This is a genomic window from Acidovorax sp. FG60, from assembly GCF_057808995.1.
Map to the genome: position 1 here is coordinate 269,957 of NZ_JBMDJC010000002.1, position 12,337 is coordinate 282,293.

Sequence of the window (12,337 nt, forward strand, 5' to 3'; positions counted from 1 at the left end):
AAAACAAAGGCCTCCGCAAGGAGGCCTTTGTTTACGCCAAAAGACTGGCGCCTGGATTCGGGTGGTAGGACGTACAAGATTCGAACTTGTGACCAACGGATTAAAAGTCCGCTGCTCTACCAACTGAGCTAACGTCCCAACCGGTTGCAATCAATCATGACTGACTGCTGCAAAGCCTTGGATTATAGCGTCGTTTTTTCAGTGTTTTTGGAAGTTGCGGCAAGTTTGTCCAATACCCACCCTGCAGCGCACTGACCAAAGGTCGCCGTCACTGCAACGACCGAACCGTATCCATGGCAGTTCAGAGAACCATCGCCATCCACATTGCAGGACGCATCGGGAGGCGCCACGGCTTCTCTGCTGAAGACGCAGGTCACTCCGATTTTTTTGCCATCACGGGCCGCCCGATGGTGCTTGCGCAAGCGATAGCGCAGTTGCGCCAGCAGAGGATCGTGGGTCGTCAAAGCAAGATCATCCACATCCACTTTATGCGCATGGCGCTTACCGCCAGCCGCCCCGACCGTGATATGCAGAGCCTTCTGGGCTCGGGCCCAGGCCGCGATGGTCGTCTTGGCTTGCACCTGATCACACGCATCAATCACCGCATCAACGAACTCCGGAAGCAAACCAGGCCAATTGTCTGCATCCACGAACTCCTCCACGCAGTGGACGCTGCACTGAGGGTGTATTTGCGCAATCCGATCGCGCATTGCAAGAACCTTGGCCTGGCCGACGGTATCGGTAAGCGCATGGATTTGGCGATTGATGTTCGACTCAGACACGTGGTCGAGGTCAATCAACGTGATCTGCCCTACCCCACTGCGCGCCAAGGCTTCAGCGGCCCACGAGCCCACCCCCCCGACACCCACCACCACCACATGCGCCCGGCGGATACGCCGAGCGCCTTGTACGCCGTACAGCCGTTCCAGTCCGCCAAAGCGACGCTCCAGCGCTGCATCTTCAACATCCCCTGCCGGGGCGGCTCGCAAAGGCGCTTCGCCGACCATTACTTCAATCGGGAAAGGCGCTCTTTGGCCGCCACAGCTGCCTCGGACTGCGGGTAGGCGCGTACAAGGTCTTCCAATGTCTTGCGGGCAGTTCGTGTGTCTTTGAGTTCAATCTGGCAGTTGGCAATGGACAAAGCCGCCTCTGGCGCGCGCGCATGAGCCGGGGCATCAGACAGCATCAGCTTGAAATTACCAATGGCTTCCTTGTAGTCCCGGGTAGCGTATTGGGCATTCCCAAGCCAGAAACGCGCAGACGGTACAAAACCGCTGCGCGGATACTGCCGCACAAAGGCTGCAAATGCTGCCCCAGCTTCTGGAAACTTGCCTGAACGAAACACGGCCAGTGCGGCTTCAAAGTCCTTTTTCTCAGCAGGATCTGCCTGGAACTCCTGGCCGTCCAAGGTCACCTTCACAGGTTCAAACTGACGCAGGCGCTCGTCTACCCCCTGGGCGATGTCTTTCTGGCGCCGCTGCAAATCGGCAGCATCGCGCAACAGCTGTTCGTTCTGGCCGCGAAGTGTGGACTGCTCCGTGCGCAGTGTGTCAATCTGACCTTGCAGATCCAGCAGACTGCGCCGCAGCTGGGCGTTCTCTTCACTGAGCCTGCGCACTTCCTCTGCGGACCGTTGCTGAGACAGCTGCATGCCATCCACGCGCTGCCGCATTTCGAGAATGGCGCGGCGGGCCTCGCCATCCTCAAAAATTGCGGCATGGCCCGTGGGCAGCAAGGCCACGGACAGCATCACTGCCGCCAGCGCCTTGAGCGGGGAGGACAAAGAAATCGTGCGCATCAACGATAGGACAGTTCAGCCCGGCGATTTTGGGCGTGCGCGTCTTCAGAATTGCCTTGGGCTGCTGGTTTTTCCTTGCCAAAGCTCACAGCTTCCATCTGGCTGTCCTGCACGCCGAGCAGAGCCAGCGAACGGCGCACTGCCTCGGCGCGCTTCTGACCGAGCGCCAGGTTGTACTCACGACCACCTCGGTCGTCCGTGTGGCCTTCAATCATCAGCTTGCGATTGGTGCCGGCCTTGATGAAACGAGAGTGCGCCTCGATCAGCGACTGAAATTCGGGCTTGATTACGTAGCTGTCGTAATCAAAATAAACGATACGGCTCACGCCCACTGGGCCTGCAGCATCGCGGCCCGACTGGCCGAGGTCCACACCAGCAACACCGCTCTGCGCGGTATTGCCAGAGTTGGCGCCAGTATTACCACCCATGGTAGACGTGGCGTTCTTGTCTTCGACCGGCACATCGTCCAGCTTCACGCCAGAGCTGCACCCGGCAACGAGGGCGACAACGGTAAGGGCAAGGGTAAAACGTTTGATCATCCAAAATTCTCCTGAAAACTTGATACTTGAAAGTGCTGATAAGTTCATTGCTTTTGAAACGGGCCCCAATCGGGCTCACGGATATCGCCCGCCTGCCCCGCGAGCCGGGCCTTGATCTTGCCGTCCAGCGTGGTGGTCATGAGCGCTTCACGCCCTTGCTGCTGGGTGGCATAAACGATAAGGCGGCTATTGGGGGCAAAGCTGGGGTTCTCATCTGCCGTTGTGTCGGTGACCGCATTCACAGTGCCCGAGGACAGGTCCATCACGTGCAGTTTGAAAGCCCCACCGACACGGGAGATGTAGGCCAGCCAGCGGCCATCGGGGCTGACGCTGGGGGAGATGTTGTAGCTGCCGGTAAACGTCACACGTTCCGCGTTGCCGCCAGATGTGGAGACCTTGTAGATCTGCGGCGCACCACCACGGTCGCTGACAAAGTAGATGCTGCGGCCGTCACCGGAGAACATGGGCTCCGTGTCGATGCCAGCGCTTTGCATGAGGCGGCGCGGCTCGCCACCGTTGGCGTCGATGGTGTAGAGCTGAGATCCCCCGTCACGGCTGAGCGTCACGGCGAGGGATCGACCATCCGGAGCCCAGGCAGGGGCACTGTTGGACCCCCGGAAATTGGCAATCAGACGCCTGCGGCCGGAGGCCACATCATGCACATAGACCACCGGCTTGCGCGATTCAAACGACACATAGGCCAGTTGCCCCCCGTTGGGCGACCATGCAGGGGAAATGATGGGCTCCGGGCTCGACAGTGCCGATTGGGCATTCTCTCCGTCAGCGTCTGCCACCCACAGGCTGTACCGGGAGCCTGTCTTGGTGACATAGGCGATACGCGTCGAGAAAATGCCGCGCTCGCCCGTCAGCTTTTCATAGATGAAATCCGCAATGCGGTGCGACACCAGGCGCAGATCGCCTTGGGTGACCACAAAGCTTTGGCCACCAAGGTCCTGCCCCTTCACCACATCCCAAAGGCGAAAGCGCACATCGAAACGCCCATCTGCCAGGCGCGTCACACTGCCAGTAGCCAGGGAGTCCGCACTCTTCTGGCGCCACAGTGCGACATCCGGGCGCGCGGTTTCGTCCAGCACCGCGCCGGAGGCGTCTACCGCGCGGAACTGTCCGCTGCGCTCCAGGTCGGCCTGAACGATAGCCGATATTTTCTGGGGAGACTGCGCCTCGCCCCGGAACGGCGCAATTGCGATGGGCAACTGGGTCAAACCAACACCCGTGACCTCAACGCGAAATTGCGCGAGGGCGGGCAGTGCGGGGGTCGAGATCAGCGCAGCCAGCATGTGGCGGCGCAAGGGATGCGGCAAGGCCGCAGGGGATGGGTGTGTTGGGATTCGATCTGTGGTCATTGGCATCCAGCGGTGGCCGAACAAATGCCGAAAGGCAAACCCGAATGTTACACACAGCGGGGAAACCCCTGTGACAAAACGTGCGACCTCCAAACCTATTCGCACCGATTTCTTGCAGCCCCCAACCTGCTGCGCAGAAATATCTCACCGGCACCTTGACCGCCCACAACCGTAGAATCCGGGCCACATGCAAGCCACAGATACGGGCGCCGCGCCTCCCAACACTCCCTCCCCGCCCGCTGCAAGCCTGGCCACACGCCTGCGCCGACTGTCTGTCTACTTTGGCAACCAGCGAATGGCCTGGAGCCTTGCCGTTGTTGCCACCCTCGTCGGCGCGATCACCGAGCCGCTGATTCCCGCATTGCTGCAGCCCCTGCTGGACCGGGGCTTCACGCAAGGCACCCTCCAACTGTGGATGGTGCCACTGGCCATCCTGGGCGTGTTTTTTGTGCGGGGCGTTGCCCAGTTCGTCGGCCAGTACGCACTGGCACGCATTGCCAACGAAGGCATGCTGACGCTGCGCCAGTCGCTGTTTGACAGGGTGCTGGCTGCCGAGATGGGCCTGTTCTCGCGCCAGTCGGCCAGCACGCTGTCCAACACCGTGGTGTACGAGGTGCAAACCGGCGCAACCCTGCTCGTACAGGCACTGCTAGGGGTGTCGCGCGACGGATTCACACTGGTGGCGCTGCTGGTGTACCTGCTGTACCTCAACTGGCAGCTCACGCTGATCGTCGCCGTGGTCGTGCCGGGCGTGGCCTGGATCATGAAGACCTTGTCCCGGCGCCTTTACCACCTGACCAAAAGCAGCCAGCAGGCCACCGACGAACTCGCCTATGTGGTGGAAGAAAACGTGCTGGCCCACCGCATGGTCCGGCTGCATGGCGCGCAGCCTGGCCAGGCCGGGCGCTTCGCCGCCTTGAGCCAGAGCCTGCGACGCCTGGCGATCAAGTCCACCATCGCCTCCGCAGCCATGACGCCGCTGACGCAGCTACTCGCCGCTGCTGCGCTCTCCGTAGTGATCTGCATTGCCCTGTGGCAGAGCCGTGGCACCGTGGACGCCAAGGATGTCACCGTCGGCGGCTTCGTGTCATTCATCACGGCCATGCTGATGCTTATTGCGCCCATACGCCGCCTCGCCGATGTCGCCAGCCCGATCACGCGGGGTGTTGCCGCCCTGGAGCGGGGGCTGGCACTGCTGGGAGACACCGGAGCCGAAGTGGGCGGCCAGTTCCGCAAGGACCGCGCCCAGGGGGCGCTGGAACTCAAGCAGGTCACGGTGTCATTTGGCCCTGACCACGCCCCTGCCCTGGACCACATCAGCTTGCGCGTGGAGCCTGGCGAAATCGTCGCACTGGTCGGCCCCTCCGGGGCAGGCAAGACCACGCTGGTCAACCTGTTGCCACGGTTTGTGACGCCCGCTTCGGGTGAAATCCTGGTCGACGGGAACCCCTTGCCAGAGTGGGACCTCGGATCGCTGCGCTCGCAATTCGCCATGGTGAGCCAGGACGTGGTGATGTTCAACGACACCATTGCGGCCAACGTGGCACTGGGACACGCGGTGGATGAAGCACGCGTGCAGGCGTGCCTGGCGGCCGCCAACCTGGCCGAACACGTGGCAGCACTCCCCCAGGGCATGCATACGGTTGTGGGTCACAACGCCACGCAGTTGTCGGGGGGGCAGCGCCAGCGGCTGGCAATTGCGAGGGCGCTGTACAAGGACGCCCCCATCCTGATCCTGGACGAAGCCACCTCGGCGCTGGACACCGAATCCGAACGGCTGGTACAGGACGCCCTGCAGCGCCTGATGCAGGGACGTACCACCTTGGTCATTGCGCACCGCCTGTCCACCATCGAGCATGCCAACCGGGTCATCGTCATGGAGCGTGGGCGCATTGCCGAACAAGGCACCCACGCTGAGCTGATGGCGATGGGCGGACTGTACGCGCGCCTGCAGGCCCGGCCTGTCTCAGGCGAAACTGCCGCATTGCACTGAACACGCTATTGCGTGCTATTGCGCGCTAACCGGCGCGCGACAACGGCCGATCCCAGCGCTACGTCTACCACCGGCCCCGGTTGGGCTGGCGCTTGCGGATGGCTGCGGCGATTTTGTCGGCGGATTCGGTACGACTCACCCGCAAGGCAAAGTCGGCGGCCGTGAGCCCCAGCTGGTTCTTGAGCGTGGGGTCCGCGCCCTCATCCAGCAGCAGCTGAACGGCCTCGTTGGAACCGTATTGCGCCGCCATCATGAGGGGCGTGGTGCCGTTGGGTGATGTGGCGTCGATGTAGGCATGGTTTTCCAGCAGCAACGCGATGATGGCCACATGCTGGCGCGAACCTGCAGAGGCCGCATAGTGCAAGGGCGCCCAGCCTGTCTTGTTCACATCCGCATCGCGTGCCAGCAGCGCCTTGACGGCTTCCAGATTGCCCTTGAGGGCCGCCATCATCAAGGGACTTTCGTCCTGCGCATTGCGGGCCTCCACGTTCACCTGGCTGGATGCCAGCAAGGCTGCAAACGCTTTGGACGACCCATTCTGTAAAGCGATGGTCAGGCCCACCTGCCCTTTCGGGTCGCGCGTATTGGGATCAAAACCCCTGCGCAACAGCGCGGCAATGGCAGCATCGTCATCACGCAGGATGGCGACAAAAAAATCCTCATAGGCTCCGGCCCAGATGCCGGGGGCGGCAAGCCCCAGCGCCAGGGTGGCCAGCGCATTGCGGCGATGGCAAATCATGCGGTCACTCCCTTGAACAGAATGTCGAAGTTGCGGCTGGTGGCGTCGGCCACTTCCTCCAGCGTCAGCCCCTTGGTCTCGGCAACCTGCCGGGCCACATAGGGCACATACGAGGGGTTGTTGGTCTTGCCGCGATACGGCACGGGCGCCAGATAGGGGCTGTCGGTTTCGATCAGCGTGCGGTCCAGCGGCACAAAGGCCACTACGTCGCGCAGCTCCTGGGCGCTCTTGAAGGTCACGATGCCCGAGAAAGAAATGTAGTAGCCCAGATCCAGCGCCGCACGCGCCACCTGCATCGATTCGGTAAAGCAGTGGAAGACACCGCCTGCACGGTTTCCGGGGCCGTCCTCGCCCTCTTCGCGCAAGATGGCGAGGGTGTCGTCCGACGCGCTGCGCGTATGGATGACCAAGGGCTTTTCGCACACCCGGGCCGCGCGAATGTGGTTGCGAAAACGGTCGCGCTGCCACTCCAGATCGGCAATGCTGCGCCCGCCCTTGCGGTCTTCCATGCCGTAGTAGTCGAGCCCCGTTTCGCCAATGGCCACTACGCGCGGCAGGGCAGCACGGTCCAGCAGGTCCTGCACCGACGGCTCGGCGATGCCTTCGTTGTCGGGGTGTACCCCCACCGTGCTCCAGAAGTTGTCGTGCGCCATGGCCAGGGCATGTACCCCGTCGAATTCTTCCAGCGTGGTGCAGATGCAAAGAGCCCGGGTGACCTGTGCCTCGGCCATGGCCTGGCGGATGGCGGGGAGCTGGCTCACCAGTTCCGGAAAATTGAGATGGCAGTGCGAATCAGTGAACATGCGGTTTCAAATTAGTCGTTTCTGGGGCGCAACGCGGGCCGTCAAAGGCGGCGCAGCGCTCTGGAGTGAAGATACGCCATCCGCGCCCTCGTCGTGGGCGCCCATAAAAAATGCCGACCAGCCTGCGCAGGTCGGCACGGTGGCGGCGCCAAACTCAGATGGTCTGGGTGGGCCGGTCGGACCCCAGGGATGTGCCCAGCAGCTCCTCAATCTTGGCCTTGAGCTGGCGCGACTTTTCGTCCTTGGGAAACTGGATGCCCACGCCCTGGGTACGGTTGCCCGCAGCCCGTGCTGGCGTGACCCATGCCACGCGCCCGGCCACCGGATAGCGCTGCGTGTCGTCCGGCAGCGTGAGCAGCACATAGACATCATCGCCCAGCTTGTAGTCCCGCTGGGTAGGGACAAAAATGCCCCCTTCGGCAAAAAAGGGAATGTAGGCCGCGTACAGGGCCCCCTTTTCCTTGATGGCCAGCTGCATGACGCTGGGGCGGGGGGCGGTGGATGGACTGCTCATGGATGGATGGGTGCGGCTCAGTGCTTGGAGTGTAGGGTGTTTCGCGCCTGGGCGACAAGCGCCTCCAGCATGAGGCCAGCATTGAAAGGATGGTCCGCCGTGCGTGCAGCCTTGGCCAGTGCGCGCGACCAGCGGGTCAGAGCACCCAACGGCGGCACCGTCTTGGGCAGGTCTGCGGGTGCAAAGTAGCGCGGCGCGCCGCCTACGCTGGCCGCCAGCAGGTCATGGCAGAGTTTTTGCAGTGCGTCGATCACCTGCGCGGGCGACCAGTCTCCCAAGGCAGTCACATCGCCCTTGGCCACCGCCTGCGGCAAGGCCGACCAGGCTTGTGGACTTCGGCCCGAGCGCGCCAGTGCCAACGCATCGTCGGGCCGCCCGCCCGCGGCCCGCAAAAAAGACACAGCGGCATCCGCAGCGATGCCCTGCCCTTGCAGCCACTGCAGCATCTGGTCCTGTGCGGGCCAGACCATGGTGTGGCCCAGGCAGCGGCTGCGGATGGTGGGCAGCAATTGGTGCGCCGCCTCGCTGGCGAGTACAAAGCGCACGTCACCCGGCGGCTCCTCCAGGGTCTTGAGCAAGGCATTGGCCGTGATGTGGTTCATCTGCTCGGCCGGGTACACCAGCACCGCCTTGCCTTTGCCGCGCGCCGAGGTGCGCTGCGAGAACTCCACCGCATCGCGCATGGCTTCCACGCGGATCTCGCGGCTGGGCTTGCGCTTCTTGTCGTCGATGTCCGCCTGGGCCTTTTCCGACAAGGGCCAGCCCAGCGCCATCATCTGCACCTCGGGCATCAGCACACACAGATCGGCGTGGGTGCGCACGTCGATGGCGTGGCAACTGTTGCATTGGCCGCACGCGCCCTGCTCTGTGGGCGCATCGCACAACCACGCCCGCACCAGCTCCAACCCCAAGGCGTACTGGCCCAGGCCCGACGGCCCCTGCAACAACCACGCGTGGCCGCGCTGGGCCAGCAGGCTGGTGCGCTGCGCGGCAATCCACGGCGCCAATGCCACTGTGGCCTCGCTCATTGCGGCCCCCCCTGGGACGCCACCATGATCGCCAGCCACCCCTTGCGCACAAACACGCTGGTGAGCTGCTGCCACACGCGGTGGCGGTCTTGGGCCGCGTCCAGGCGCGCAAAGCGCTGCGGCGCTGCAGCGGCGCGGTCGGCATAGCCCTGGGCCACGCGGCGGAAGAACTCGACGGGCTGGGCCTCGAAGCGGTCGGGCACACGCGCACCGGCCAGGCGTTCGGCCGCCACCTCGGGCGCCAGGTCAAACCACACCGTCAAATCGGGTTCACGCATCAAATCTGCCTCTGGCGCAAGTCCAGTCTGCGCAAGACGCTCCAATATTAATAGCACACCAAGATCAAAGCCGCGCCCCGCGCCCTGGTAGGCAAAGGTGGCATCGGTGAAGCGGTCGCACAGCACCACGTCGCCCCGCGCCAGGGCGGGCTCGATCACATTGCGCAGGTGATCCCGGCGGGCCGCAAAAATCAGCAGCGACTCGGTGAGCGCATCCATCGGGTCGTTGAGGACCATTTCGCGCAGTTTTTCGGCCAGCGGCGTGCCGCCCGGCTCGCGGCTGACGGTGACGGCACGGCCCTGTGCCCGAAAGGCGGTGGCCAGCCCCTCGATGTGCGAGGACTTGCCCGCACCGTCGATGCCTTCAAAGGTGATGAACAGACCGGGTCGTGACATGAAAACCTTGGTGGAAGAATCTACTGCTGGCCGCGTTGGTAGCGGTTGACGGCACGGTTGTGCTCCTCCAGCGACGTGCTGAAGTGGCTGGCGCCATCGCCCTTGGCCACAAAGTACAGGGCGCGCGTGGCGTCCGGCTGCACGGCGGCCAGCAGCGACGCCTTGCCGGGCATGGCAATCGGAGTGGGCGGCAGGCCTGCGCGGGTGTAGGTGTTCCAGGGCGTGTCCGTCTGCAGGTCGCGGCGGCGCAGGTTGCCATCAAACTTCTCGCCCAGGCCGTAGATCACCGTGGGGTCGGTCTGCAGCAGCATGCCCACGCGCAACCGGTTCGCAAACACGCCCGCAATCTGGCCCCGGTCGCTGGCCTTGCCCGTTTCCTTCTCCACAACGCTGGCCAGAATCAGGGCCTCTTCGGCCGACTTGAGGGGCGTGTCTGCCGCACGCTGCGCCCAGGCGGCTTCGAGGCGGCGGTCCATGGCATGCATCGCCCGGCGCAACACAGCGATGTCGCTGGAGCCTTTGGCGTAGGTGTAGGTGTCCGGAAAGAAGCGCCCCTCGGGTGGCACACCGGGGCGGCCCAGCTGGGCCATCAGCGCTTCGTCGGTCAGCGTGGCAACGTCGCGCTTGAGCTGATCTTCCTTGGCCAGCGCCTGGCGCACCTGGCGCCAGTTCCAGCCCTCGACCAGGGTGATGGCGCGCAGGCTCTCTTCGCCGCGCACCAGCTTTTGCAGCAGGCTGCGGGGCGTGGTGCCAGGGGGGATTTCATAGTTGCCGGCCTTGATAGCGCGGTCCTGGCCCGAGAAGCGGAACCAGGCGTAGAGCATGCGGGCATCCACGCGCGCGCCAGCAGCCACCACATCGCGGGCGACGCCCCGGGGTGTGGTGCCGGGCTCGATGGCCAACTCCAGAGGCTCGCTGCCGGTCACCAGCGGCTGGTGCAGCCACCAAAAAGCCGCACCACCGGATGCGATCAAAACCAACGCGATCAAAGCCAGTAAACGTCGCACAACCCTGCCGTCTGTGTGTATGAAACAGGGCATCATAATTCAGCGATGACTTACCCCCTGAACGGCATTGCCCCCCTGTCCCACCTGGGCGTGATTCGCGTGGAAGGCGAAGACGCCGCCAAGTTTCTGCACGGCCAGCTCACCCAGGATTTCGCCCTGCTCGGCATGGACCAGGCCCGCCTCGCAGCCTTTTTGTCGGCCAAGGGCCGCATGCAGGCCAGCTTCATCGGCTTCAAGCGCAGCGCTACCGAGGTGCTGCTGGTGTGCAGCCGCGACCTGCTGCCCCCCACGCTCAAGCGCCTGTCGATGTTTGTATTGCGCGCAAAGGCCAAGCTGACCGACGCCACCAACGACTTTGCCCTGTACGGTCTGGCCGGAGACACCGTGCCCGACGTCAGCCAGCCCGCCTGGACCAAGGCCGATATCGGCACCGCATCGGTGGTCCACCTGTACCCCGCCGATGGCCAGCCCCGGGCCCTGTGGGTGGCCCCTGCCGTTGACCCGGCCCCCGCAGGCCCCGCGCTGGACGCCGCGCTGTGGCTTTGGAGCGAGGTGAAGAGCGGCGTGGCAACCCTGACCACGCCCGTGGTCGAGGCCTTTGTGCCCCAGATGCTGAACTATGAATCCCTGGGTGGCGTGAACTTCAAGAAGGGCTGCTACCCCGGCCAGGAAGTGGTGGCGCGCAGCCAGTTCCGGGGCACGCTCAAGCGCCGGGCCTACATCGCCCATGCGGCGGCCGAAGTAGCAGTGGGAGCCGAAGTGTTCAACACGGCAGACCTGGAACAGCCCTGCGGCACCGTGGTGCAGGTGGCTTCTGCGCCGAGCGGCGGATTCGACACCATCGTGTCGCTGCAGATCAGCGCCGCGCAGGAAGGCAGCCTTCAGGTGGGTGCCACGGACGGCGTAGCGTTGGCCCTGCTGCCGCTGCCCTACGCGCTGCTCGAAGATATTTGAATAAAAATGGGCTCCAGCGCCTATCCATCAAGCGCAAGCAGCTCATTTATTAATAGCAAAATCAACTACAACCGCTGCGCCATCGCAATGTGCGCGATGCCAGCCTCTTCGTAAGGCTCACCTACCACGGAGAAACTGGCGCGGCGGTAAAACCCCTCAGCGCTGCGCTGGGCGTGCAATTGCACCTCCGTGTCGCCCCGGGCGCGGGCGGCGGCGACCAGCGCATCCAGCAACTGCCGCCCCCACTGCGCACCACGCACCGAGCGGTCCACGGCCATGCGGCCGATGCGGCCCACACCCGGTGACTGCTGCAGCAAGCGGCCTGCAGCAATGGGCATTCCCAGCCGGTTGTAGAGCACGGCATGGCGGGCCGAGATGTCGTGCACATCGGCTTCGATTTCGGCGGGAATGCCCTGCTCGTGCACAAACACCTCCGTGCGCACACGGCCTGCATCGCGGCCCAGGGTGTTCCAGTCGCCCGTGCGCACCTCGGCCATGTCGGCACCGGCCTCAAAGCCCTCGAAGATGGCGCGCAGCGCGGGTGGCACCGGGCGCGAGGTCTGCGTGGCCGGGTCGGCAAACACATAGACCAGTTCGGCCGAGATCAGCAACCGGTCGCCACAGAAAATGCCCGCCGTGAACAGGCACGACGAGTTGCCGATCCGCGCGCAGCGCAGGCCCACGTCCAGCGTGTCATCGAGCCGCGCAGAGGCGTGGTATTCCACCGTGGCCTTCTTCACATACATCTCACCGCCCAGTACATGCATGCTCGCCTCGTAAGGCAAACCCAGCGCGCGCCAGTAGTCGCTCATGGCCGTGTCGATGTACATGAGGTAGTGCGCGTTGAACACGATCTTTTGCATGTCCACCTCGGCCCAGCGCACGCGCAGGCGGTGGAAACAGCGGAATTCGTTGCGTTGCATG

The 12,337-nt window shown here is 63.9% G+C and carries 13 protein-coding genes and 1 tRNA gene; 2 read left to right on the forward strand and 12 right to left on the reverse strand.

The window, feature by feature from the left end; translation table 11 throughout:
- Positions 1 to 62: 62 nt before the first annotated feature.
- From ACODS0_RS04010 to tolB, 5 genes are all read right to left on the reverse strand, one after another.
- Positions 63 to 138 (reverse strand) — tRNA-Lys (locus tag ACODS0_RS04010).
- 44 nt (positions 139 to 182) lie between these two features.
- Entirely contained in the window at positions 183 to 1,007 is an 825-nt protein-coding gene (locus tag ACODS0_RS04015) for a tRNA threonylcarbamoyladenosine dehydratase (RefSeq protein WP_488832983.1), read from the reverse strand.
- Positions 1,007 to 1,798, reverse strand: coding sequence for a tol-pal system protein YbgF (gene ybgF / locus ACODS0_RS04020; RefSeq protein ID WP_488832985.1), 792 nt, complete (start codon positions 1,796 to 1,798; stop codon positions 1,007 to 1,009). Before ybgF ends, ACODS0_RS04015 begins: the two co-directional genes overlap by 1 nt.
- Positions 1,798 to 2,337 carry a peptidoglycan-associated lipoprotein Pal gene (gene pal, locus ACODS0_RS04025; protein WP_055393955.1) on the reverse strand — a complete coding sequence of 180 codons (540 nt, stop codon included), beginning with the start codon at positions 2,335 to 2,337 and terminating at the stop codon, positions 1,798 to 1,800. The genes ybgF and pal overlap by 1 nt, the downstream gene beginning before the upstream one ends.
- Before the next feature lie 44 nt (positions 2,338 to 2,381).
- A complete protein-coding gene (gene tolB, locus ACODS0_RS04030) occupies positions 2,382 to 3,701 on the reverse strand; it encodes a Tol-Pal system beta propeller repeat protein TolB (protein WP_121506180.1) in 1,320 nt (439 codons plus the stop codon).
- A gap of 187 nt (positions 3,702 to 3,888) precedes the next feature.
- Here tolB and msbA point away from each other — a divergent pair, with 187 nt between their 5' ends.
- Complete coding sequence (gene msbA / locus ACODS0_RS04035; RefSeq protein ID WP_488832990.1) at positions 3,889 to 5,694, forward strand: lipid A export permease/ATP-binding protein MsbA; 1,806 nt, start codon at positions 3,889 to 3,891, stop codon at positions 5,692 to 5,694.
- Positions 5,695 to 5,758: 64 nt separating this feature from the next.
- Here msbA and ACODS0_RS04040 read toward each other — a convergent pair whose 3' ends face one another.
- From ACODS0_RS04040 to mltG, 6 genes are all read right to left on the reverse strand, one after another.
- Positions 5,759 to 6,433, reverse strand: coding sequence for an ankyrin repeat domain-containing protein (locus tag ACODS0_RS04040; protein ID WP_055393961.1), 675 nt, complete (start codon positions 6,431 to 6,433; stop codon positions 5,759 to 5,761).
- A complete protein-coding gene (locus ACODS0_RS04045) occupies positions 6,430 to 7,236 on the reverse strand; it encodes a TatD family hydrolase (protein ID WP_055393963.1) in 807 nt (268 codons plus the stop codon). The genes ACODS0_RS04040 and ACODS0_RS04045 overlap by 4 nt, the downstream gene beginning before the upstream one ends.
- 154 nt (positions 7,237 to 7,390) lie before the next feature.
- Positions 7,391 to 7,750 (reverse strand): PilZ domain-containing protein, encoded by a 360-nt coding sequence (locus tag ACODS0_RS04050; RefSeq protein WP_010465538.1) that lies wholly within the window; start codon positions 7,748 to 7,750, stop codon positions 7,391 to 7,393.
- A 17-nt stretch (positions 7,751 to 7,767) separates the two neighbouring features.
- Positions 7,768 to 8,778 carry a DNA polymerase III subunit delta' gene (locus ACODS0_RS04055; RefSeq protein ID WP_488832995.1) on the reverse strand — a complete coding sequence of 337 codons (1,011 nt, stop codon included), beginning with the start codon at positions 8,776 to 8,778 and terminating at the stop codon, positions 7,768 to 7,770.
- The gene (tmk, locus tag ACODS0_RS04060; RefSeq protein ID WP_488832998.1) at positions 8,775 to 9,452 is read right to left on the reverse strand and encodes a dTMP kinase; all 678 of its coding nucleotides are present in this window, start codon (positions 9,450 to 9,452) and stop codon (positions 8,775 to 8,777) included. Before tmk ends, ACODS0_RS04055 begins: the two co-directional genes overlap by 4 nt.
- Before the next feature lie 20 nt (positions 9,453 to 9,472).
- Positions 9,473 to 10,459, reverse strand: coding sequence for an endolytic transglycosylase MltG (gene mltG / locus ACODS0_RS04065; protein WP_488832999.1), 987 nt, complete (start codon positions 10,457 to 10,459; stop codon positions 9,473 to 9,475).
- A 45-nt stretch (positions 10,460 to 10,504) separates the two neighbouring features.
- On the opposite strand from mltG, the gene ygfZ reads away from it, so the two are divergent.
- A complete protein-coding gene (ygfZ, locus tag ACODS0_RS04070; protein WP_488833002.1) occupies positions 10,505 to 11,413 on the forward strand; it encodes a CAF17-like 4Fe-4S cluster assembly/insertion protein YgfZ in 909 nt (302 codons plus the stop codon).
- Positions 11,414 to 11,478: 65 nt separating this feature from the next.
- Here the strand turns inward: ygfZ and ACODS0_RS04075 are convergent, their stop codons facing one another.
- Positions 11,479 to 12,336, reverse strand: coding sequence for a YbgC/FadM family acyl-CoA thioesterase (locus tag ACODS0_RS04075; RefSeq protein ID WP_488833004.1), 858 nt, complete (start codon positions 12,334 to 12,336; stop codon positions 11,479 to 11,481).
- Position 12,337 lies beyond the last annotated feature (1 nt).